Source organism: Hyphomicrobium sp., assembly GCF_009026145.1.
Lineage (GTDB): Bacteria > Pseudomonadota > Alphaproteobacteria > Rhizobiales > Hyphomicrobiaceae > Hyphomicrobium_A.
The window spans coordinates 1-21,911 of sequence record NZ_WBUE01000018.1 but is presented as its reverse complement, the minus strand read 5'-3'; the positions used below and the strand labels follow the sequence as shown (position 1 = coordinate 21,911).

Below are 21,911 nucleotides of genomic sequence, written 5' to 3'. Positions count from 1 at the left end.
CTCTCGCGGAGCGGCCGCGCTATCCTCATCGTCGGCCCAGGCGGAAGGACCACGCTTTGAACGTTTCGTTTCTCCAGGAGCTGCTGAGCTCGGTCGCCGAGCAGGGACGCTCGCTCTTGCCCAAGTCGCTGTTCGGCATCGATGCGGGTGAGGATGTCGAGGAGCTCGCCGGCGCACTCGTTTCCGGTCGCGGCGAGGCCTCCGGCGTCGCCATCGCTCGCGAGCTTCTCGATCGCTACGCGCGGCTCGACGCCGAGGAGCGGCTGCGCTTCTTTGGCTTCCTGGCGACGGACATGCAACCCGACGCCGCGCGCGTCGCCGAGGCGGCGCAGGCGCACCTCGATGCACCATCGGCCGCCTCGCTCGCCACGCTACAGAAGGCGCTGGAGAGCCCGCGCATCGAGTTCTTCCGCCGCCTGCATCTTGCTCCCGGCGCCACGCCCGAGATCGTCGCCATGCGCCGTGATCTCTTGCGCATCCCCGCCGACAAGGCCGATCTCGCTGCCGTCGACGCCGATCTGCGGCGCCTGTTCTACGTGTGGTTCAACCGCGGCTTCCTCGTCCTGCGCCGCATCGACTGGAACACCCCGGCGGCCATCCTCGACAAGATCATCCGCTACGAGGCCGTGCACGAGATCCAGGGCTGGGACGATCTGCGCCGCCGCCTCGATCCGGCCGACCGCCGCTGCTTCGCCTTCTTCCATCCCTCGCTCGTCGATGACCCGCTGGTGTTCGTCGAGGTTGCCCTGATGCGCGACATGCCGGAGGCCATCGGGCAGGTGCTCGAGGAGCCGCACGCGGAGACGATGGGCAAACCGCCGACTACGGCAGTCTTCTATTCGATCTCCAACTGCCAAGAAGGGCTCAAGGGCATCACCTTCGGCAACTTCCTGTTGAAGCAAGTGGTCGAGGAGCTGGCGCGCGAAAAGCCGAGCCTGAAGAATTTCGTTACCCTGTCGCCTGTGCCGCAGTTCGCCGCCTGGCTGCAGCGCGCCGCGGCCGAAAAGGAAGACGAGACGATGGCTGGCGAGGCGCGCGCGCTGCTTGCTGCCATGCGGCGCACGGGCTGGCCGGAGGAAGCCAGCGACGTCGAGCTCGCCGATATCGAAGCTGCGCTGCTGCCCCTTGCCGCCCACTATTTCCTCAACGCCAAAGGTGCCGACGGCCGCCCGGTCGATCCCGTCGCCCGCTTTCACCTTGGCAACGGTGCCCGGCTCGAGCGCATCAACTTTCTCGCCGACACCTCCGAAAAGAGCCTGCGCGAAGGCTGCGGGTTGATGGTCAATTACCGCTACGACCCGCGGGAAATCGAACGCAACCACGAGGACTATGCCAACAACGGCGTGGTTGCCTGCTCGCGCGCGGTGCGCAGCCTGCTGAAAGGCAAGTCGAAGGCGCGGGTCGTCGCCTCCGAGGCACCGCCGGCCCTTCCCGCGCCAGCGAAGGCCGATAGCTGAGCGGGCCGGCCGGTGGCACAACGTCGGCTGGCACTTGTCACCCCTCGGCCTCCCCGGGCACAATATGCTCCGCGGTGACGCCGACGGACGTCGCCCATGCCTCGGTTTGAGCTCCGTTGAAACATCGGAGATGCGCCATGCGCTACGGTGATCAGGATCGCGAGAGCCAAAACGTCGAGGATCGGCGCAGCGAGCGCGGACCGATGTTTCGCTTCCCGGGTCGATTTCCCGGTGGTGCAGAAGGCACGCGCATTCAGATTCCGCTCGGCGGCGGCGGCATCAGCCTCAGCACCTTGCTGATCATCGGCGTCATCATGCTGTTGCTCGGCATCAACCCGCTCGACTTGTTGAGCGAGGGGCAATACCCGCAGGTGCCGCAAATGCCGCAGTCCGAGGTGCCGAAGGCGCCCGGGCGGCAGGCGAGCCGCGGCCCGGAAATTCCCGGGCTGCCGGGCGGCACCAGCGTGCGCACCGAGGACGACATGAAGCGGTTCGTCTCGCAAGTGCTGGCCGACACCGAGGACGTATGGACGCAAGTGTTCGCGGGATTCGGCAAACGCTACCCCGAGCCAGCGATGGTGCTGTTCACCGGCGCGACGCGCACCGCCTGCGGCACCGGCGTGGCACAGATGGGGCCGTTCTATTGCCCGCTCGACCGCAAGATCTACATCGACCTGTCATTTTACGACTTGTTGAAGCGCCGCTTCGAGGCGCCCGGTGACTTCGCGCAGGCCTATGTCATCGCGCACGAGGTCGGCCACCACGTGCAGAAGCTGCTCGGCATCGCCGACAAGGTGCAGGAGCTGAAGATGCAGTCGGATGAGACCGACGCCAACGCACTGCAGGTGCGCATGGAGCTGCAGGCCGACTGCCTTGCCGGCGTGTGGGCGAACCTCAACGATCAAGTGAAGAACCGCCTGCAGCCGGGTGACGTGGAGGAAGGGCTCAACGCGGCGAGCCAGATCGGGGACGACATGATCCAGCGCCGCACGCAGGGGCAGGTGGTGCCCGATGCCTTCACCCACGGCAGCTCCGCACAGCGCGTGCGCTGGTTCAAGAGAGGGCTCGAGGGCGGGGAGGTCGCCCAGTGCGATACCTTCAATACGAGCAGTCTTTGAGGGACGGATAAGGGGTGCGCAACCGTTGCTGGCTTAATGGAGTTTATGCTGCCGAAAGGCTTTGCGTCATGGAAGGACGGAAGTGGATCTTTTTCGCGCTCGCAGCAGCCCTGTCAGGGGTTGGCGCCATTTCCGTTATCACAATGCAAAGTCAGCTCGCCGGTGCGCAGCCATCCGAAGCGATTGAAATTCCTGCCGGTTCCCACCCCAGCGAGACAGGATCGCCGCCTCCCGAGCTGCGGCTGCGCGCCATCGTCGCTCGCGCGGTGGATGATTCCGTCGCCACCTGGAGCCGCCTGATGGGGCAGCGCGCCATCGAGGTGGCGGCCGTCAACGTGCGCTTCGTGTCGCGTCTCGCCCCCGACAATTGCTACGGCCTCTACACCGGCGACGGGCCGGCCTACTGCAGCGGGAACCGCACCGTATTCGTCGGAACGGACGCAGCCAACCGACTGATGAGCAAGTTCGGTCGGCAGGCCGAGGCGGGGATCTCCTTCCTCATCGGCCATGAGATCGGCCACCACATCCAGAACCTCAACGGGCGCTTCCACGTGCTGAGCCAGGCGATTTACTCCGCACCCGACGACGCACATCAGCACGTCCGCCGCTTCGAGCTGCAGGCCGATTGCCTGGCCGGCGTGTGGATCCATGACAGCCCGGCATGGGCGACCTCGAACCAGTTCCGTGCCGATCTGCTTGCCGTGCTCTCCGACATCGGCGACGACGCCCTTCTCGCCGGCCAGCCGCCGGCGACCGTGCGGCGCGCCGGTCTGCATGGAACCACCGAGCAGCGCACGCGCTGGTTCCTGCGTGGCGCGCAGACCGGCGACGTAGAGGCTTGCGACACGTTCGGCGTGAAGGAGCCTTAGCAGTCTGACACGAGCTGAGGGAGGCTTTGCTTGCGGTGAGCACCGCGCGAGCTGAGGACCGCGCCTAAGGCGCGGGGCCCCTTGGGCCCTTGCCGCTTCGCGGCCAAGAAGACCTCGACACATCTTCGCCCGCGAAGCGGGCCAGCGCGCAAGGCGCGCCGCGCCCTAGGCGCGGCTGTCACCCTGCAAAACGACAGCCGCACGCTAAGCTTGCTTCCGCTTGTGTCGCGCAGCTTAGAAGGCGTTGCCGCGGAACTGGCTGACCTCGCACGGGATGCCGTTGTCGGTCATCGTCTTGCACACCGCCTTGGCGTCGGCGATGGTCTCGAGCGGGCCGGCGACAAGTCCATAGGTGCGCTCGTCCGCCTTACCGCTCACCACGTAGCGGGGCTGCAGCGACTTCACGGTTGCGGCGTGGCGGTCATTGAGGATGGTCCAGCTCAAGCGCAGCGAGTCGAGCGATGGCCCCGTCGCGAGCAGCACCCCGACCGGCGTCGGCTTGGGCGGCGCCGCCGCCTTCTTGTGCTCGATGCTGCCGGTCTCGATCGCCGTCGGTGTGGCCGGCTTCGCCGCCGTTGCGGCAGCAGCGTTTGCCGTCGCCTCGGGAGCCTTGGCGACGACCTGCTTCTTCGCCGCCGGCTGCGCGGGGGCTGCGGCGGCCACCTTCTCGCTCGCCTGCACGGCAGCACGCTCCAGCGTCTCGACCTTCTCGAGCAGGATGCGGTCGCGCTCTGCCGCCTCCTGCATGCCGACCTTCACGTTGGCGACATCCATCTTCATCTCGCCGAGCCCCTGCTTCAAGGGATCGATATCGGCGAGGGCGCGCTCGACGGTGCGCTGCGTCTCGACCAGCGCTGCCTGCGTGTCGTTCGGCTTGGCACGCCACATCGCGACGAGATCCGGCCGCGCGCCGATAAAGACGAGATAGGCCGTGGCGATGATGGCGGCCAGCAGGTAGAGCCACACGTAAGGTGTAAACGTGCGGCGCCTCGCCGGGCCGATAGACGAGTGGGCGGACATTCTGCTGCTTCCACGGGTTTTGACGCGGCACAGGGCCTGAGCATTGGGCAGGCTGGACGGGCTCGTTGCGATCCCGGCGCGCCTGCCTCGGAATCATGCAGCGGAGAGTCCGTGAGTCGCCCCGAACGGGCAACGTGGCCACCGGAGCGTGCAGTGCGGTGCCTGTGGACGGCGCGGGCGGCCCTGCCATCGCATTGAAAATGCGGGGCCGATTCCGTGTACTGTGCCTGTGCCGCCACATGCTCGACAGTGGGGAAAGCAACAGGTGCAGACACACTGCAGCCGCCTTGTTGGGCGGTGCCACCCGCCGCTATAGACTTGTCGGGTGATCTCAGTCCCCCCGTCGTGTGCGTCCGGTCGGTTGTCGCCGCCGCTACTGAACACGTCATCGTCAATCAAAGCAAAGACGAGAGCTTGATGAGCCGCCCACCATTGCTCGTTGTCGTGCTTGCTGCCGGCCAAGGCACGCGCATGAAGTCGGCGCTGCCGAAGGTGCTGCACAAGGTCGGCGGCCGCTCCATGCTCGGGCACGTGCTCGCGGTCGCGCAGCAGACGAAGGCCGACAAGCTTGCCGTCGTCGTCGGACCCGGAATGGAGGCGGTACGCGCCGAGGCCTTGGTCCACGCCCCACACGCCCGCGTGTTCGTGCAAGCGGAGCAGCGCGGTACGGCCGATGCCGTGCTCGCGGCGTGCGAGGCGCTCGCCGGGCATTCCGGCGACGTGCTCGTGCTCTACGCCGATACCCCGCTCCTGCTCGCCTCTACGCTCGAGGACATGCGCGCGGCGCTGGATGATGGAGCCGGCATCGCCGTTCTAGGCTTCACGGCCACCGATCCGGCCGGCTATGGCCGCCTGCTGACCGACAACAGCAAATGGGTGAGGGCCATCCGCGAGGACAAGGACGCCAGCGAGGACGAGCGGCGCGTGCGCCTGTGCAACTCCGGCGTCATGGCTTTCCGTCTCGGCGACATCCTCGGTGTGCTATCCCGCATCGGCAACAAGAACGCGAAGAACGAGTTCTATCTGACCGATGCGGTCGAGGTCGCCGGCGCCGGCGGAGCGCGCGCGGCCGTCGTGACGTGCAGCGAGGACGAGGTGCTGGGGGTCAACTCGCGCGAGCAGCTCGCCGCCGCCGAGGCGATCTTCCAGAGACGCGCGCGCCTCGCCGCTATGCGCGAGGGCGCCACGCTGATCGCGCCGGAAACGGTATGGCTGTCGTACGACACCAAGATCGGCCGCGACGTCGTCATCGAGCCGAACGTGTTCTTCGGTCCCGGCGTCACCGTCGAGGACGGCGCCGAGATCAAGGCCAATTGCCATTTCGAGCACGCGCGCATCGGCAGGAACGCGCGCATCGGCCCGTTTGCGCGCCTGCGTCCGGGCGCCGTGCTCGGCACCGATGTGCACGTCGGCAACTTCGTCGAGGTGAAGAACGTGACGTTGGGGGCCGGCGCCAAGGCCAACCACCTATCCTATCTCGGCGACGGCTCGGTGGGTGCCGGCGCCAACATCGGGGCGGGCACGATCTTCTGCAACTACGATGGGTTCGCCAAGCACCGCACCGAGGTGGGCGAGGGGGCGTTCGTCGGCTCCAACACCTCGCTCGTGGCACCGGTGAAGATCGGCGACGGCGCCTACATCGGCTCGGGGAGCGTCATCACCAAGAACGTCGCCGCCGACGCGCTGGCGCTCGAACGCTCCAGCCAGGAGGAGCGCCCGGGGTGGGCGGCCAAGTTCCGCGCCATGATGGCGAAACGGAAGGCAAAAGCTGGTTAGGAATTGAGCCGGCAACTCGGTGCCGCGAGGCCGGAAAGTCGCAGCAACACACTGTGATTTGAGCGACATATTAAGCAGCCGCTAGCAGTATGATAGCGGCAAGCTTCAAGGATTCGGATCGGATGTGTGGCATCGTCGGAATTATCGGGCAAAAGGCCGTCGCCACTGACCTCGTCGACGCCCTGCGTCGGCTGGAGTACCGCGGCTACGACTCGGCCGGCATCGCCACCGTGGAGAACGGGCATCTCGAGCGCCGCCGCGCCGAGGGTAAGCTGCGCAACCTCGAGGGGCGGCTGCTGCAGGAGCCGCTTCTGGGCCGCACCGGCATCGGCCACACGCGCTGGGCAACGCACGGCCGTCCCACCGAGCGCAACGCGCACCCGCACATGAACGGGCAGGTCTCGGTCGTGCACAACGGCATCATCGAGAACTTCCGCGAGCTCAAGGCCGAGCTCAGTGCCAAGGGGTACGTGTTCGAGAGCGACACCGACACCGAGGCGATCGTGCACGTCGTCGCCGACGAGCTGGCGAAGGGCCTCGGCCCCGAGGAGGCGGTGCGCCAGGCGCTGGGGCGCCTGCAGGGCGCCTTCGCGCTCGCCATCATCTTTGCCGGCCACGACGATCTGATGATCGCTGCACGCCAGGGCAGCCCGCTCGCCATCGGTCACGGCTCGGGCGAGATGTACCTCGGCTCGGATGCCATCGCCCTCGCCCCCTTCACCGACGCCATCACCTACCTCGATGAGGGCGACTGGGCGGTGCTGCGCCGTTCCGGCGTGGAGATCTTCGACCGCAGCGGCAAGCGCGTCGAGCGGCCGCTCATCAAGTCGGTGGCCTCCTCGCTGCTCGTCGACAAGGGCAACCATCGCCACTTCATGGCGAAAGAGATCCACGAGCAGCCGGAGGTGATCAGCCACACGCTCGCCAACTACATCGACATGGCGGAAGCCACTGTCACCATCCCCGATCTCGGCGTCGATGCGGCGAGCCTGCCGCGCGCGACCATCTCGGCCTGCGGCACCGCCTACTACGCCGGCCTCGTCGGCAAGTACTGGATCGAGCGCTACGCCCGCCTTCCGGTCGAGATCGACGTCGCTTCCGAGATGCGCTACCGCGAGCCGCCGCTCAGCGAAGGCGGCCTGGCGCTGTTCGTCTCCCAATCCGGCGAGACCGCCGACACGCTGGCGGTGCTGCGCCACGCCAAGGCGGAAGGCCAGCGCATCGCCGCGGTCGTCAACGTGCACACCTCCTCGATCGCGCGTGAATCCGATGTCGTGCTGCCGACGCTCGCCGGCCCCGAGATCGGCGTCGCCTCGACCAAGGCCTTCACCTGCCAGCTCTCGGTTCTCGCCTGCCTGGCGCTCGGCCTCGGGCGGGCTCGCGGCCTGCTGAGCCGTGAGGAAGAGCGCAAGCTCGTGCAGGCGCTCATCGAGGTGCCGCGGCACATCTCGACCATTCTGCGCAACGAGGAGCAGTACGAGGCCATCGCCCACATGCTGTCGAAGGCGCGCGACGTGCTCTACCTCGGCCGCGGTACGAGCTATCCGTTGGCGCTCGAAGGCGCGCTGAAGCTGAAGGAGATCTCCTACATCCACGCCGAAGGCTATGCCGCCGGCGAGCTGAAGCATGGCCCCATCGCGCTCATCGACGAGAACGTGCCGGTGATCGTCGTCGCCCCGCAGGATGAGCTGTTCGAGAAGACGGTCTCCAACATGCAGGAGGTCGCCACGCGGGGCGGCCAGATCATCCTCATCTCGGATGCGCCGCCGGAGGCGGTCGGCTGCAAGGTTGCCGCCCATATCGCCATGCCGACGGCGTCGGAATTCGCCAATCCCCTGCTTTACGCCGTGCCGGTGCAACTCCTCGCCTACCATACGGCCGTGATGATGGGGACTGACGTCGATCAGCCGCGCAATCTCGCCAAGTCGGTGACGGTCGAATAGGGGAAAAGCGGCGCCCGCGCGGCCCCGGATTTGCCTCTATATTGGGCTTGGCTTACGGTTCCGCCTGGACGGGGCGGTGGGAGCAGGAGTTCTGGTCAGACGATGGGGGACGTTCTGCGCAATCTGATGTTCGCAGCGGCAGCGGCGGCACTCGCCTTGCCCGCCGCCGCGTTCGACGGCCCCACGCAACAGTCCGGCCCCAAGAAATCGACCGCTGCGCCGAAAGAGCAGCAGGGCTCGCCGCCCGCGGCCGCGGCGGCCGACGAGAAGAGCAAGAGCGCAGCGCTCGTGCAGCAGGCCTTCGACGGCGGCATCAAAGCCTACGGGGTCGGCAAGTACGAGGAAGCGCTGCGCGCCTTCGAGGCCGCGATACGCGGTGGCCTGCCGAGCAGCCAGATGCCGCGTCTGCTCTATTACCGCGGGCTCACGTTTCGCAAGCTCGGCAAGCCCGGCTTTGCCGTGTCGGATCTGACCAGCGCGCTTTGGCTCAAGGGCGGATTGTCGGAGGCGGAGCGCGCCGATGCGATCAAGGCACGCGCCCTCGCCTATAACGAATCTGGCGTCAGCGACGTACCGCCGGTGCCGCAGTCGGCCTATGCCGAGGCGCCGGCGATGCCCGGGCAGAGCAACGATCCGCCGGGTTGGCAGACGGCGATGTCGGGTGGGGGCGGGGCGCCCGCGCCTGCGGCTCCGGTCTCGAATGCGGCCGCCGCGCCGACGCCGCCATCGAGCTCCGGCGGCATTGGCGGCTTTTTTTCCAGCTTGTTCGGCGGCGGCTCATCGAGCCAGCCCAAGGCGGAGGAGCCTCCCGCGACCACGGCATCGATCGCCGGCAACGCGCCGCCGCCCGAGTCGACGAGTGCGGGTTGGGGCGGCACGACGGAGGTCGTTGCCAACGCCGCTCCGGCGCCGAAACGCGCTGCCGAGATCGCCTCGCCCTTCGTCACGCAGGTTGCCTCCGTCGCCGAGCCGCCGCGCAATCCCGCCCCCGGCCCTGAACCCGAGTCGCGAACAGCGCCGTCGGGCAAGTTTCGCCTGCAGGTTGCCGCTGTCCGCTCGCGCTCGGAAGCCGAAGCGCTGGCAGGTCTTTTGGTCGGACGCCATGGCGACCAGCTCGGCGGGCGCCAGCCCGTGGTCGATGAATCCGTCATCGGCAGCATGGGCACTTTCTACCGCGTGCGCCTTGGTCCCTACGCCAGCGCCAACGAGCCCGAGCAATTGTGCGGCGCGCTGCGGGCCGACGGCTTCGACTGCCTGGTTGTCACCCAATAGCGTCAAGGCACCGGCATTGCCGAAGCGTTAGGCGGTAGGGCCTATGCTGCGCCCTTACGCCGGCGGGCAATCCGTGGGAAAGTCCGGCAACCTCGGCCGAGGACGACATCCACCCGGCGCGAGGCGCGTACTCGTTGGCCACAGATCCGTCCGGATTTTCGATGAGCCCAGCCGATCCCCGCAGAGGTCCGCACGAAGCGTCGGCCGAATTGCGCGCCGGCCTGCGCAAGCTCGTGCGCGAGGACCCCTCGGGCGGCGGTTGGCACCTCGGTGCGCGACTGCGCAACTACTTCCTCACCGGCCTCGTCATCGTCGGGCCGGTGACCATCACCATCTACTTCGCGTGGTGGTTCATCAACGTCACCGACGCGTGGATCAAGCCGTTCGTGCCCACGGCGTATCTGCCGGACACCTACCTGCCGTTTCCCATCCCGGGCTTCGGGCTCGTCGTGGGTATCATCGCGCTGACGCTGATCGGCGCGCTCGCCGCCAACTTGCTGGGGCGCACGCTCATCTCCTTCGGCGAGCAGATGCTCGGCGGCATGCCGATCGTGCGCAACGTCTACAGCGCGCTGAAGCAGATCTTCGAATCCGTGGTCAGCGCCACCGGGCCCAATCAGGCCTTCCAGAAAGTCGGGCTGATCGAGTTTCCCTCCAAGGGCCTGTGGTCGATCGTGTTCGTCACCGGCGAGACGACGGGCGAGGTGGGCGCCGTGATGCCGGGCGGGGAGGAGGATCTACTCACCGTGTTCATGCCGACGGGCATCGTGCCGCCCACCGGTTTCGTCTGCTTCCTGCCGCGGCGTAACGTGGTGTTCCTCGACATGAACATCGAGGACGCGGCGAAGGTGATCATCTCCGCCGGCATGGTGACGCCGGAGAGCCAAGCCAAGCTGCGCGACCTCGCCGAGCAGGCGCGGCGCAAGCCGAAGATCACCGGTGGCCCGGCCCCATAGCCTGCACCCCGGCCGGTTTCACGATGCTTTTCGAGCGCGCTTTGGTGTCTTTCGGGAGCGGCCAGTCCGAGACCGTATTGGTCGAACGGCAGCGCGCTTTCCCGTGTTGAGGGCCACGGCGGCGCGAACGAGCGCCTTCAACGCCTTGGCATCGATCTTGTCGCCCTCGCGGATATCGATGGCGCGCCGCACGTTGCCTTCGAGGCTGGCGTTGAAGAGGCCTGCAGGGTCGTCCAGCGCGGCGCCCTTGGCGAAAGTGAGCTTCACGACACCCTTATAGGTCTCGCCGGTGCAGATGATGCCGGCGTGCTCCCACACCGGAACGCCCATGGGGTTCGACGGCTTTCGCCATTTCACCTCTTCGATGACCTCGGGGTCGGCCTCTTGGATGAGCGCGCGCAGCCGCGCCAGCGTCTCGCCCCGCCAATCGCTCAGCGCCGCGATCCTCGCATCGATGAGCTGCGAGGGAGAGTCCGCTGCCTTTCCCTCCTTCGAGCCACTCTTGCTCTTCTTCATGGTGGTTGCCGTCGCTTTCTTCATGGTCGTATGCGGTCCGCGCCACTTCGAGCACGGCCTTGCGCTTTTATGCTGGGGAGGTGTTCGCGCTCTCCGGCTTAATGCCGTTGGCTGCAAGGAAATCGACGAACGCCGTGAGGGTGGAAGGGATCGCCCAGCCCGCAAAGAAATGGAAGACCTCTTCCAAATCTTCCGTGCGGGCCTCAATGCGTTCGCCTGGTTTGTAGGTGGTTTCGCGCTGTTCGACGCGAAGCGCAATTGTGGTCTCTTCCGTGGTTCGTTCGCCGATCATGGCCGCTAGCGGCGTCTCTTTTCCTGTTTCGTTGCCAATGCCGATGAAGGTGAACTTGGGCCAACGCAAAACAAATTTGCCGCTCGCGTCGCAGCGCTTAGGAAGCACGACTCCGAAATCGTGAGTCAGCGCGTTCCGTGCCTCGTATAGCTGGTCAATGGTGGCACTGTGCGTCGGATCAATCCCAAATCGCTCATGCAGCGATTTGTGTTTACCGGGGATGCCTTCATGTCGAAACTTGTTGTGTAGCTTTTCTGGGTCATCCTTTTCGACGAGCTTACCGAGCGACCTATAGACGACAAGCGCGTGAAGGTGGATTTTGTCGAGAAAGAGCGCATGATGCTCTAGGAGATCGCATAAGCAACAATCTTGAATCCATCGAGCGAACTCTGCCTTGAAGTAGTTCACGCGCTCTGCAGGAAGCGCTTCCGGGAAGAACTGGATGGGGAATCGCCGCTCGCCGCTGCTCGAGGGAATTTTGCTTAGCTCATAGTCCAAAAAGTCTTCGCGGTGTGCGGCATTGAGGCCGAGCCCCATGAAGATGACGGCGCGGCGCACGCCGACGTGCGCGAAGTCTTTCAGTTTGTCGAAGTCGATGTGATGCGTTTGCTTTGTCATGGTCCAGTTCTCTCTCCACGCACGCACCTCGCTGCCTCCCGCTCACATGCGTTCGCCGGGCAATTGGCTGGCTTGCTTCACCCAGGCGACGAACTGGGCTTCGTCGAGCCCGCCCTCGTAGATGTCGAGATAGCGCACTTGCCTGTGCTTCGACGCGCCGAGTGGAGCAGGACGCAGCGACGCGCCGCGGAAGAAAGTCACCTTCACGTACTTGGTGAAGCAATGGAAGGCGAGGAACCAGCCCTGGTCCTGGTCCGCAACGCCGTAGAAGGGCGAGTTCCATTTCACCGCCTTGCGCACGCCGGGGACGGTCGCCACGATGAGGGCATCGAGGCGGCGCCCGACCTCGCGCTTCCAGCCCGGCATGGCGGTGATGTAGGCCGCAACCGGGGCGTCGCCGTAGCCCTTGGCGATCTGCGGGTTGCCGCCTGCGAGCAGGACCGGCTTCGCGGCCTTGCCGAGTTTCGACTTCGCCTTTGCCGCGACCGGTTTGGCGGCTGCCTTTCTTGCGATCCTTGCCGACGTCTTGGACGCCTTGCCGGCCATTGTCTCACTCCGAACTCCTCACGCGGCGCGGAACAGGCGCACCGCCTCGTCGCACACAAAGACGTCGCAACTGCGCAACGCGCGAGTAGGTACTTGACATTACGATGTCGCCGGGCTACATTTATGATGTAGATATTGTACGGAGCCCAGCGATGAAGGTTCTTGGATTTTGGAATAATAAGGGTGGAACGGGAAAAACGAGCTTAGCGTTTCAGGCCATCTGCGCTTTTGCTGTTCATGACCCGAAACGACGCATCCTCGTGTTTGACGTCTGCCCTCAGGCAAATTTAAGCGAGCTATTCCTCGGCGGACAGGAGAACGAAGGTGGCAAGAACCTTTTGAGTCTCCACGGAGATACATTTCGCCGATCATTGGGAGGTTACTTCCAAGATCGCCTTCCCAAGCCCTACGACTCCGGCTCCATTGACCCGATCGGTTTCATTTCGACGCCGTCGCAATTCAATTCAAAGATTCCCGACAATATTCGTTTGCTCGCCGGTGATCCACTTCTCGAACTGCAATCAAACGCGATTTCAACGCTGGCGAATACACAGATTCCCGGTACGGATAGTTGGTCAAAGGTGGCTAGTTGGCTAAGAGATTTCGTAGATGCCTGCGACAACAACTTCGACTACTGCTTCGTTGACATGAACCCTAGTTTTTCAATGTACACGCAAATTGCGCTTGCGGCGTGTCATAGGCTCGTGCTGCCCGTTACGGCTGACGACTCATCGCGGAGGGGGATCCAGAATGCCCTAAGCCTAATATACGGAATGAAGCTCCCCTCTGAAATCTACGCAAAACACAACTTTCATACACGCATGAAAAGCGCAGGAATACCATCGCCGAAAATTCATCTAGTGGCAAAGAACAGACTAACCCAATACGTTAGGACCGCTAAAGGGTACGCAGCGGTATTGGACGGTATCCAATCCGACTTGAAGGCCGTCCATAAGACGAATCCTGAGTACTTCACATTCAAGCGTATCGAGGATGGCATGTTTGAAATCCGCGATTTCCAGACGGCTGGAGTTGTCGCATTTGCGCGCGGCACGCCTTTTTCAACGATGAAATCTGGAACCCTGAGTGTTGCGACACAGCGAGTTCAAGTTAATCGAGACCAGCTCGAGGTAAATCAGGACATAATTGACACGCTCGCGAAGAAGCTGTGGTAGGAGGCGACGGTAGGAGTTGAGGGCGCGATTACGCGGCGCGGAACAGGCGCACGGCCTCGTCGCACTCGAAGATGTAGAGCAGCGTGCGCAGCGCCTGCCCGCGCGGGCTCGACAGCATCGGATCGGCGGTAAGGATCATGCGCGCGTCATCGCGCGCCGCCGTCAGTAGGGCCTCGAAGCCCGGCACCTCGGCGACGCGGAAGCCCGGCATGCCGCTCTGGCGCGCACCCAATACCTCGCCGCCGCCGCGCAGCTCCAGGTCCTTCTCGGCAATGAGGAAGCCGTCCTCGGTGGCTTCCATCATCTCGAGGCGCTGGCGCGCCGTCTCGCCGAGCGGGGCTTTGTAGAGCAGCATGCAGAAGCTCTCTCGCGTTCCGCGCCCGACGCGCCCGCGCAATTGGTGCAGCTGCGCGAGGCCGAAGCGCTCGGCGTGCTCGATGACCATGATGTTGGCATTCGGCACGTTGACGCCCACCTCGATCACCGTCGTCGCGACGAGGATCTTGAGCTGCCCCAAGGCGAACGCCTCCATGGCGGCGTCCTTGGCCTTGTCCGGCATGCCGCCGTGCAACAGCCCGACGCTCTCCTTGCCGAAGAGCTGGATGAGATGCGCGTGCCGCTCCTCTGCGGCGGCCAGCTCCGACGCCTCCGAGCTTTCGATCAGCGGGCACACCCAGTAGACCTGCGCCCCCTCGGCGAGCTGCGCGCGCAGGCGCTCGATCAGCCGCTCCATGGCGTCGGTGGGGATGGCCTTGGTCACCACCGGCTTGCGGCCGGGCGGCTTCTCGGTGAGGCGTGAGACATCCAGGTCGCCGTAGTGCGTCATGACGAGGGTGCGCGGGATCGGCGTCGCCGTCATGACGAGGACGTCGGTGCCGGTGCCGTTGCCCTTCGACTGCAGCGACAGCCGCTGGTGCACGCCGAAGCGGTGCTGCTCGTCGATGACGGCGAAGGCGAGGTCGCGGAAGACGACGTCGGCCTGGAACAGCGCGTGCGTGCCGATGATGATGTCGATGTCGCCGCTCGCCAGCCGCTCCAGGATGTCCTTGCGGGCGCGCCCCTTCTCGCGCCCGGTCAGCAGTGCGATGCGTAAATCCGCCTTGTCGGCGAGCGGCGCGATGGTTTCGAGGTGCTGGCGCGCCAGCACTTCGGTGGGCGCCATCAGCGCCGCCTGCGCGCCGGCTTCGACGGCGATGGCCATGGCGAGCAGCGCCACGACCGTTTTGCCCGAGCCGACGTCGCCCTGCAGCAGCCGCAGCATGCGGCGCGGCGCCGCCATGTCGGCCTCGATCTCGCGCATGGCCTCGCGCTGGGCGTTGGTCAGGGCAAAGGGGAGGGCGTCGGCGAGGCGCGCGCGCACGCGTCCGTCGCCCTTCACGCTGCGCCCCGGGCGGCTCTTGAAGTTCTGCCGCACCAGCGCCAGCGCCAGCTGCCCGGCGAGCAGCTCGTCGTAGGCGAGCCGCTGCCAGGGTGCTCCGGCCGGGGAGACGTCGCTCGCATCCGCCGGCTTGTGCAACCGCTGCAACGCGTCGCCGAACGTCGGCCATCCGCGCGATTTGATCCAGGTCGCCTCCTGCCACTCGGGGACGGGGCGCAGTCGCTCCAGCGCCTGCCGCGTCGCCTTCTGCACGATCTTGCCCGATAGCCCGGCGGTGAGTGGGTAGACCGGCTCCAGCATCGGCAGTTCGCCGCGCGCTTCCGGCGGCACGATGTAGTCGGGATGCGACATCTGCAGCTTGTCGGAATAAAGCTCGATGCGGCCCGAGACGTAGCGTTCCTCGCCGACTGGCAGTTGCCGCTCGATGAACTTGCGCTCGGCGTGGAAGAACACGAGGTCGAGCTTGCCCGTGTCGTCCTCCACCTGCACCTTGTAGGGCGCCCGGGTGTTGCCGCGCGGGGGTGCCTTGTGCTTGAGGACGCGCACCTTCAGCGTTGCTATGCTGCCTGGGACTGCCTCGGCGATGGCCGGCTCGGCCCGGCGGTCGATGACGCCGGTCGGCAGATGCCACAGAAGGTCGAGCACGCGCGGCTCGGTGATGCCGGCGGGCAGGTTGACGCACTTCTTCATCAACACGAGCAGCCGCGGCCCGATGCCGGACAGGGACTGCAGCGAGGCGAAGAGGGGCGTCAGCTCGATGGGCCGCATGGGCTACCTGAGGCCTCGACAGATCGGCGGGACGGCGCGGGGAAAGCGTCGCGTCGCGCCCAAGGGACGCCCGTCCCGTCTGCCCTTTGCGCGATGAGAAACGGGCGCTATATCAACGTCCCGGCCCCGGCAAGTTGGCGGTGCGCCCGCGTGGCGTCAAGTCTCGGCGCGGGGTTATCCAAGAGAGCGGACCATCAATGTGTGACGACCTGGAGATGCGCCGTCGGCGGGCGGCCTATCGTGCGTGCCACCGGGGCACCAAGGAGATGGACATCATTCTGGGCCGTTATGCGGAGGCGCATCTTGCGCGAATGTCGGACGCTGAGCTGGGGGCGTTCGAGCGCTTGCTGGCGCTGCCCGATCCGCTGCTCAACCAATGGTTCGCGCAAGGTTCAAACGCAGTTGATATGGGCGAGTTTGCAGAGTTGGTCGCGGCGCTGCGCGCCCATCACGGATTAGGGGCGGCGGCGCCCGACGCAGGTTTGGAGACGAAATGACGGCTCGCGTGAGGGAGGACGATCACACGGCGCGCATCATTTCCGGCGTGCCGGAGGCGCTCGACGCGCTCGTGCTCGCCCAGCTGGTGGGTGAAGCCGCCGCCGAGAAGGCGCCGGGCACGCTTTTGCACGTGGCGCGCGACGACCGCCGGCTCGAAGCCCTGGAGCAGGGGCTGTCGTTCTTCGCGCCGCAGGTGCGCGTCATAGCCTTCCCCGCCTGGGATACGGTGCCCTACGACCGCATCGGGCCGCACTCCGACATCGTCGCCCGCCGCATGGCGACGCTGGCCAAGCTGGCGCTGGCCACGCGCAAGCATCCGACCGTCGTGCTGACGACCGTCAACGCCGTCCTGCAGCGCGTGCCGGCGCGCAGCTTCATGAAGCGCACGCTCAAGGCGCTGGCGCCCGGTCAGCGCGTCGACATGGCGCGCCTCACGCATCGTCTGGCGCTGATGGGCTACACGCGATCCGGCACCGTCATGGAGCCGGGGGAGTACGCGGTGCGCGGCGGCATCCTCGATCTCTTCCCCCCGGGGCGCGCGAGCCCGGTGCGGCTCGACTTCTTCGGCGACACGCTGGAGACGATCAAGGCGTTCGACGTCGAGACGCAGCGCACCACCAAGCCGGTGCAGAAGCTGGCGCTTATGCCGGTGAGCGAGGTCGCTTTCGGCGAGGAAGCCGAGAAGCTGTTCCGCGCCCGCTACGTGGAGCTGTTCGGCGGCGCCACTGGCGACGATCCGCTGTACGAGGCGGTCAGCGCCGGACACCGCTATCCCGGCCAGGAGCACTGGCTGCCGCTGTTCCACGACCACCTCGAGACACTGTTCGATTATCTCCCCGGCGTGCCGGTGAGCTTCGATCATCGCGCCGACGAGTCGGCCGAAAGTCGCTTCGACCAGATCGCCGAGCACTACGATGCACGCATGGAGGCGCTGGAGGAGCAGAAGTTCGGCGGGCCCCCTTATAAGCCGGTGCCGCCGGAGCGCATGTTCCTCGGCCGCGCTGCCTTCGCCGCTGCGGTAGCGGAGCGGCGCTCCTATCGCCTGACGCCGTTCGAGGAATTGGAAGCGCCGAACGTGCGCTCCTGGCGCGGCCGTGGGGGGCGCAGCTTCGCCGCTGAGCGCCAGCAGGGCGACGTCAACGTGTTCGATGCCGTCGTCGGGCACATCCGCCGCATCCAGGGGGAGAACCGCCGCGTCATCGTCACTGCGTGGACGCCCGGTGCGCGCGAGCGGCTCGCGACACTGCTCGCCGACCACGGCCTCAAGGACGTGAAGCGCGTCGAGTCCTACGCCGAGGCGCTGGCGCTTCCGGGAGGCGTGACGGGCATCGGCGTGCTCGGCATGGAGCAGGGTTTCGAGACGCCGGAGCTGGTCGTCATCGGCGAGCAGGACATCCTCGGCGACCGCCTCGTGCGCCCGCGCCGCAAGCAGCGCTCGGCCGTCGACGTCCTGACCGAGGCCACGAGCCTCTCCGTCGGTGACCTCGTCGTGCACGCCGACCACGGCATCGGCCGCTTCGCCGGCCTCAAGACGATCACCGTGCTGGGGGCGCCGCACGACTGCCTCGAATTGCATTATGCCGGCGGCGACAAGCTTTTCCTCCCGGTCGAGAACATCGAGCTCCTGTCGCGCTACGGAGCGGACGAGTCCGACGCGCAGCTCGACAAGCTCGGCGGCGTCGCCTGGCAGTCGCGCAAGGCGCGGCTCAAGAAGCGGCTACGCGAGATCGCCTCCGAGCTGATCAAGATCGCGGCTCTGCGCCAATTGAAGGAGGCACCCTCGGTCGCCGCGCCGGAAGGCGCCTACCACGAGTTCGTCGCCCGCTTCCCCTACGAGGAGACCGAGGACCAGGACACGAGCATCGAATCCGTGCTCGGCGATCTCTCCGCCGGCCGGCCAATGGATCGCCTCGTATGCGGCGACGTCGGCTTCGGCAAGACGGAGGTGGCGCTGCGCGCGGCGTACGTCGCCGCCATGAACGGCCTGCAGGTCGCCGTCGTGGTGCCGACGACCTTGCTCGCGCGCCAGCACTTCAAGACCTTCACCGATCGCTTCAAGGGCTTGCCGGTGCGCATCGCACAGGCCTCGCGCCTCGTCGGCGCCAAGGGGCTGGCCGAGGTGAAGGAAGGGCTCAAGAGCGGCGCCATCGACATCGTCATCGGCACCCACGCGTTGCTCGGCAAGACGATCGAGTTCAAGCGCCTCGGCCTCTTGATCATCGACGAGGAGCAGCACTTCGGCGTCGGCCACAAGGAGCGCCTGAAGAAGCTGAAAGAGGACGTGCACGTCCTCACGCTGTCGGCGACGCCCATCCCGCGCACGCTGCAACTGGCGCTCACCGGCGTGCGCGAGCTGTCGCTGATCACGACCCCGCCCGTCGACCGCCTCGCCGTGCGCACCTACATCTCGCCGTTCGATCCGATGATCATCCGCGACGCGCTGCGCCGCGAGCGCTACCGCGGCGGGCAGAGCTTCTACGTCGCCCCGCGCATCGCCGATCTCGACGAGATCGCCGACTTCCTGCGCGAGGCCGTGCCGGAGCTGACCTTCGCGCGCGCCACCGGGCAGCTCGCCCCCGGCGAGCTGGAAGACATCATGACCGCCTTCTACGACGGCAAGTACGACATCTTGTTGTCGACGGCGATCGTGGAATCCGGCCTCGACCTGCCAAACGCCAACACGCTCATCGTGCACCGCGCCGATATGTTCGGCCTTGCGCAGCTCTACCAGCTGCGCGGCCGCGTCGGCCGCTCCAAGGCGCGCGCCTATGCGTATTTCACCATTCCGGTCGGCAAGGCGCTCACCGAGGGTGCCGACAAGCGGCTGAAAGTTCTGCAGTCGCTCGACACGCTCGGCGCCGGCTTCTCGCTCGCCTCGCACGATCTCGACATCCGCGGCGCCGGCAACCTGCTCGGCGAGGAGCAGTCTGGCCACATCCGCGAGGTCGGCTTCGAGCTCTATCAGTCGATGCTGGAGGAGGCTGTCGCCTCGATGAAGGGCGGCGACCTCGAAGGGGTGGCGGAGCAGTGGAGCCCGACCATCTCGCTCGGCACCGCGGTGCTCATCCCGGAGACCTACGTCGCCGACCTGCAACTGCGCCTCGGGCTCTACCGCCGCCTGTCGACCCTGGAGACGCGCGAGGAGATCGATGGCTTCGCCGCCGAGCTGCTCGACCGCTTCGGGCCGCTGCCCGAGGAGGTCGAGCACCTCTTGGACGTCATGGAGATCAAGGGGCTATGCCGGCAGGCGGGCGTGGCGCAGGTCGACGCCGGCCCGCGCGGCGCCGTCGTCGGCTTGCACAAGAACGAGTTCGCCAATCCCGAGGGGCTCGTCGCCTTCGTGCAGGCTTCGCGCGGCCACCTCAAGGTGCAGCCCGACCAGAAGCTCGTCTATCGCGCCGAATGGGATCTGCCGGCCGAGCGCTTGCAGGGCGTGCGCGCCTTCATCGGCCAGCTCGCCGCCGTCGCCGCCAAGGCCAAGAAGGCGGCGTGAGAAACCTCTGTCATCCCGAAAGCGGCGAGTGCCAGCAAGCCGCTATCCGAGATCCAGCGTAAGGTGTGGCGAAGCCTCGTATGAGGAGCTACGCGCTTCTTAGCTGGGTCCCGGCTCGCGCTCGGCTGATCCTCGCTTGGCCGGGATGACAGCGCCGCGATCAGCTCAGCTTGCGCTTGAAGAAGGCGCGCGAGGGCGTGGGGCGACGGCCGGTGCGCGCCTCGGGCTCGGTGGGCTCGATCAGCTTGACGGCCTGCCAGAAGATGATCGGGAAGATGACGATGAGGAACAGCCCGATGCCCATCAGGTCCTTCATGTCGGTGCGGAAGCCGCGATAGAGGACGAGCAGCCCCGACCCGATGCCGGCGGCGGAGAGCAGCGTGATCATGATCGCCTGCAGGTGGTGCGAGACGACGTACCAGAGCCCGACGACGGCCAGCACCGCGGTGATGCCCATCGCCGTCAAGACGCCAGGATGCGCGCCCAGGTATTGGATCAGCTCGTCAAGCATGCTTTGCCTCCACTCAATGCTGTACGTCGGCAGCCCCGGAAAAACTCCGGACGCCAGCACTGCTGCCATTACCACTCTATTTTGCTGCGCGCGCAAAGTGCGCGATTAAAAAAGCCCGGCCGCGGCGCCGCTGCCACAGCCGCTAGCCTGTGGACAAACCGTCCGGGAGGCGCAGCGCGGAGCGCATGATCTTGCCATTGGCGGTGCGCGGCAGCGCCTCGACGAAGACGATGGCGCGCGGGCGCTTGTAGGCTGCGAGCCGCTCGGCGGCGAAGCGCTCGATGTCGCTGGCGTCGATTTGTGCGCCGGCGCACGGCACGATGAATGCGGCGATGACGCTGACGTCGGCGCGCACGCGGACCTCGGCGCACGCGACCTCGGCGACTGAAGGGTGTTCGGCGAGCGCTGCCTCCACCTCCAGCGGCGACACGCGATAGCCGAGCGCCTTCATCAGGTCGTTGGCACGGCCGCGGTGGAACACGTAGCCCTCGGGGTCGATGGCGGCGAGATCGCCGCCGACGAACCACTCGCCGCGATAGACGAGGGCCTCCTCGGCCGGGCGCCGCCAGTAGCCGAGCATCAGTCCCGGGTCGGAGCGGTGCACGGCGAGCAGACCTTCCTCGCCGGCCGGCAACGGGTCCGATCCGCCTTCGAGCGCCAGCACGGCCAAGCGTCGGCCCGGTTGCGCCTTGCCGACGGCCCCGGGCCTGCGGGGCACGCCCGGCCCCGACGACACGTAGGTCGAGATCTCGCTCATGCCGAGCGCCTCGTAGAGCGGGCGCCCGGTGCGTGCCTCCCAGTCCTCGAACAGTCCGGGCGGCGGCGCTTCCCCGGCCATCAGCCCGTGGCGCAGCACGCCGAGATCGCCGCGCGAGGCATTGGCGTACTTCAGCATCTGCCGGTAGACGCCCGGCACGCCGGCGAACAGCGTCGCGCCCGTCTGCGCGATGAGGCGCGGCCACACGGCGGGATCCTTCTCGCCGGTATAGATGACGGCCGTCGCACCATTGGCCCACGGATCGGTGAGGCCGGTGCCGAGCGTGAAGGTCCAGTTGAAGGCCCCGGCGTGCAGCATGCGGTCATTAGGTCCGATGCCGTACCAGCCTTGATACATTGGCCGACGCCCGAACGCCGAGCGCTGGGCGTGCAGCACGCCCTTGGGCGAAGCGGTGGTCCCCGACGTGTAGATGAGAAAGGCCGGATCATCGGCCGCGGTGTCGGCGTAAGCGGCGCGCGGGCCGGAGCGCAGCATGCGCGCGATGTCGTCGGCGTCGAAGACGCGCACGCCGGCGGGTCGCTCGCCCATGGAGAGATCGCCGCCGAGCGCGATCGCCTCGGCACCGCTGTCGGCGAGCAGAAAGCGCACCTCGCGCGCGGTGAGCTGCGCCGACGTCGGCAGCGGAACGAAGCCGCCGGCGATGGCGCCGAAGAACAGAAGCGCATAGGCGCTGGTGTTCTCCAGGCGAATGAGAATGCGCGCGCCGGGCGTCAGACCGGCCGCCTCGAGGCCCCCGGCGATGCGCAGCACCGCGTCCTCGAGCGCGGCGAACGTCCACGTCTCGGAGGGCGCTGCATCGGCCTCGGACATGACCAGCAACGCGGGATGCTGAGGGCGCATCGCGGCCGCACGGCCGATGGCGTAGGCCGCCATGTTGAACTTGGCGCCAATGCACTCCCCTCCCCCCGGTGGGGAGGGGTTAGGGGT

Annotated in this window: 17 protein-coding genes; 10 read left to right on the top strand and 7 right to left on the bottom strand. The window is 66.6% G+C overall.

All coding sequences use genetic code 11. From position 1 onward, the window contains the following. The first annotated feature begins 56 nt into the window (after window positions 1–56). From F9K20_RS13820 to F9K20_RS13810, 3 genes are all read left to right on the top strand, one after another. Entirely contained in the window at window positions 57–1,457 is a 1,401-nt protein-coding gene (locus F9K20_RS13820) for a malonyl-CoA decarboxylase family protein (protein WP_291002778.1), read from the top strand. Window positions 1,458–1,594: 137 nt separating this feature from the next. Then, a complete protein-coding gene (locus F9K20_RS13815; protein ID WP_291002774.1) occupies window positions 1,595–2,575 on the top strand; it encodes a neutral zinc metallopeptidase in 981 nt (326 codons plus the stop codon). Between the two features lie 68 nt (window positions 2,576–2,643). After that, window positions 2,644–3,444 (top strand): neutral zinc metallopeptidase, encoded by an 801-nt coding sequence (locus F9K20_RS13810; protein WP_291002772.1) that lies wholly within the window; start codon window positions 2,644–2,646, stop codon window positions 3,442–3,444. 234 nt (window positions 3,445–3,678) lie between these two features. On the opposite strand, the gene F9K20_RS13805 is transcribed toward F9K20_RS13810, so the two are convergent. Further along, complete coding sequence (locus F9K20_RS13805) at window positions 3,679–4,464, bottom strand: hypothetical protein (protein WP_291002769.1); 786 nt, start codon at window positions 4,462–4,464, stop codon at window positions 3,679–3,681. 417 nt (window positions 4,465–4,881) lie between these two features. On the opposite strand from F9K20_RS13805, the gene glmU reads away from it, so the two are divergent. The 4 genes from glmU (at window position 4,882) to F9K20_RS13785 (ending at window position 10,411) form a co-directional block, all read left to right on the top strand. Continuing rightward, window positions 4,882–6,240 (top strand): bifunctional UDP-N-acetylglucosamine diphosphorylase/glucosamine-1-phosphate N-acetyltransferase GlmU, encoded by a 1,359-nt coding sequence (glmU, locus tag F9K20_RS13800; protein ID WP_291002766.1) that lies wholly within the window; start codon window positions 4,882–4,884, stop codon window positions 6,238–6,240. A 122-nt stretch (window positions 6,241–6,362) separates the two neighbouring features. Beyond that, the gene (gene glmS, locus F9K20_RS13795) at window positions 6,363–8,183 is read left to right on the top strand and encodes a glutamine--fructose-6-phosphate transaminase (isomerizing) (protein WP_291002763.1); all 1,821 of its coding nucleotides are present in this window, start codon (window positions 6,363–6,365) and stop codon (window positions 8,181–8,183) included. Between the two features lie 102 nt (window positions 8,184–8,285). Continuing rightward, window positions 8,286–9,455 (top strand): SPOR domain-containing protein, encoded by a 1,170-nt coding sequence (locus tag F9K20_RS13790; protein ID WP_291002760.1) that lies wholly within the window; start codon window positions 8,286–8,288, stop codon window positions 9,453–9,455. 161 nt (window positions 9,456–9,616) lie between these two features. Further along, complete coding sequence (locus F9K20_RS13785) at window positions 9,617–10,411, top strand: DUF502 domain-containing protein (RefSeq protein ID WP_291002757.1); 795 nt, start codon at window positions 9,617–9,619, stop codon at window positions 10,409–10,411. 18 nt (window positions 10,412–10,429) lie between these two features. Here the strand turns inward: F9K20_RS13785 and F9K20_RS13780 are convergent, their stop codons facing one another. From F9K20_RS13780 to F9K20_RS13770, 3 genes are read right to left on the bottom strand one after another with little or no spacing between them, the layout of a single operon-like run. Then, window positions 10,430–10,951: a DUF1801 domain-containing protein gene (locus F9K20_RS13780; RefSeq protein ID WP_291002755.1), complete on the bottom strand. Its 522-nt coding sequence runs from the start codon at window positions 10,949–10,951 to the stop codon at window positions 10,430–10,432. 43 nt (window positions 10,952–10,994) lie between these two features. Then, complete coding sequence (locus F9K20_RS13775; protein ID WP_291002753.1) at window positions 10,995–11,837, bottom strand: hypothetical protein; 843 nt, start codon at window positions 11,835–11,837, stop codon at window positions 10,995–10,997. A gap of 42 nt (window positions 11,838–11,879) precedes the next feature. Then, window positions 11,880–12,383, bottom strand: coding sequence for a DUF1801 domain-containing protein (locus tag F9K20_RS13770; RefSeq protein ID WP_291002750.1), 504 nt, complete (start codon window positions 12,381–12,383; stop codon window positions 11,880–11,882). Between the two features lie 152 nt (window positions 12,384–12,535). Here F9K20_RS13770 and F9K20_RS13765 point away from each other — a divergent pair, with 152 nt between their 5' ends. Continuing rightward, entirely contained in the window at window positions 12,536–13,558 is a 1,023-nt protein-coding gene (locus F9K20_RS13765; protein WP_291002748.1) for a ParA family protein, read from the top strand. A gap of 28 nt (window positions 13,559–13,586) precedes the next feature. Here F9K20_RS13765 and recG read toward each other — a convergent pair whose 3' ends face one another. Continuing rightward, window positions 13,587–15,704, bottom strand: coding sequence for an ATP-dependent DNA helicase RecG (gene recG / locus F9K20_RS13760; protein ID WP_291002745.1), 2,118 nt, complete (start codon window positions 15,702–15,704; stop codon window positions 13,587–13,589). Window positions 15,705–15,901: 197 nt separating this feature from the next. Here recG and F9K20_RS13755 point away from each other — a divergent pair, with 197 nt between their 5' ends. Beyond that, a complete protein-coding gene (locus F9K20_RS13755; RefSeq protein ID WP_367115869.1) occupies window positions 15,902–16,201 on the top strand; it encodes a succinate dehydrogenase assembly factor 2 in 300 nt (99 codons plus the stop codon). After that, complete coding sequence (mfd, locus tag F9K20_RS13750) at window positions 16,198–19,695, top strand: transcription-repair coupling factor (RefSeq protein ID WP_291002742.1); 3,498 nt, start codon at window positions 16,198–16,200, stop codon at window positions 19,693–19,695. The genes F9K20_RS13755 and mfd overlap by 4 nt, the downstream gene beginning before the upstream one ends. A gap of 160 nt (window positions 19,696–19,855) precedes the next feature. On the opposite strand, the gene F9K20_RS13745 is transcribed toward mfd, so the two are convergent. Continuing rightward, entirely contained in the window at window positions 19,856–20,206 is a 351-nt protein-coding gene (locus F9K20_RS13745; protein WP_291002739.1) for a hypothetical protein, read from the bottom strand. 142 nt (window positions 20,207–20,348) lie between these two features. Continuing rightward, on the bottom strand, window positions 20,349–21,857 hold the full coding sequence (locus F9K20_RS13740; protein ID WP_291002977.1) for a class I adenylate-forming enzyme family protein: 1,509 nt from the start codon (window positions 21,855–21,857) through the stop codon (window positions 20,349–20,351). Window positions 21,858–21,911: the final 54 nt, after the last annotated feature.

Bases quoted from the DNA above. Each gene is read 5' to 3' on its own strand.
- F9K20_RS13815 (WP_291002774.1), top strand. From the start codon at position 1,595: ATGCGCTACGGTGATCAGGATCGCGAGAGCCAAAACGTCGAGGATCGG.
- F9K20_RS13810 (WP_291002772.1), top strand. From the start codon at position 2,644: ATGGAAGGACGGAAGTGGATCTTTTTCGCGCTCGCAGCAGCCCTGTCA.
- F9K20_RS13805 (WP_291002769.1), bottom strand. From the start codon at position 4,464: ATGTCCGCCCACTCGTCTATCGGCCCGGCGAGGCGCCGCACGTTTACA.
- glmU (WP_291002766.1), top strand. From the start codon at position 4,882: ATGAGCCGCCCACCATTGCTCGTTGTCGTGCTTGCTGCCGGCCAAGGC.
- glmS (WP_291002763.1), top strand. From the start codon at position 6,363: ATGTGTGGCATCGTCGGAATTATCGGGCAAAAGGCCGTCGCCACTGAC.
- F9K20_RS13790 (WP_291002760.1), top strand. From the start codon at position 8,286: ATGGGGGACGTTCTGCGCAATCTGATGTTCGCAGCGGCAGCGGCGGCA.
- F9K20_RS13785 (WP_291002757.1), top strand. From the start codon at position 9,617: ATGAGCCCAGCCGATCCCCGCAGAGGTCCGCACGAAGCGTCGGCCGAA.
- F9K20_RS13780 (WP_291002755.1), bottom strand. From the start codon at position 10,951: ATGAAGAAAGCGACGGCAACCACCATGAAGAAGAGCAAGAGTGGCTCG.
- F9K20_RS13775 (WP_291002753.1), bottom strand. From the start codon at position 11,837: ATGACAAAGCAAACGCATCACATCGACTTCGACAAACTGAAAGACTTC.
- F9K20_RS13770 (WP_291002750.1), bottom strand. From the start codon at position 12,383: ATGGCCGGCAAGGCGTCCAAGACGTCGGCAAGGATCGCAAGAAAGGCA.
- F9K20_RS13765 (WP_291002748.1), top strand. From the start codon at position 12,536: ATGAAGGTTCTTGGATTTTGGAATAATAAGGGTGGAACGGGAAAAACG.
- recG (WP_291002745.1), bottom strand. From the start codon at position 15,704: ATGCGGCCCATCGAGCTGACGCCCCTCTTCGCCTCGCTGCAGTCCCTG.
- F9K20_RS13755 (WP_367115869.1), top strand. From the start codon at position 15,902: ATGTGTGACGACCTGGAGATGCGCCGTCGGCGGGCGGCCTATCGTGCG.
- mfd (WP_291002742.1), top strand. From the start codon at position 16,198: ATGACGGCTCGCGTGAGGGAGGACGATCACACGGCGCGCATCATTTCC.
- F9K20_RS13745 (WP_291002739.1), bottom strand. From the start codon at position 20,206: ATGCTTGACGAGCTGATCCAATACCTGGGCGCGCATCCTGGCGTCTTG.
- F9K20_RS13740 (WP_291002977.1), bottom strand. From the start codon at position 21,857: ATGGCGGCCTACGCCATCGGCCGTGCGGCCGCGATGCGCCCTCAGCAT.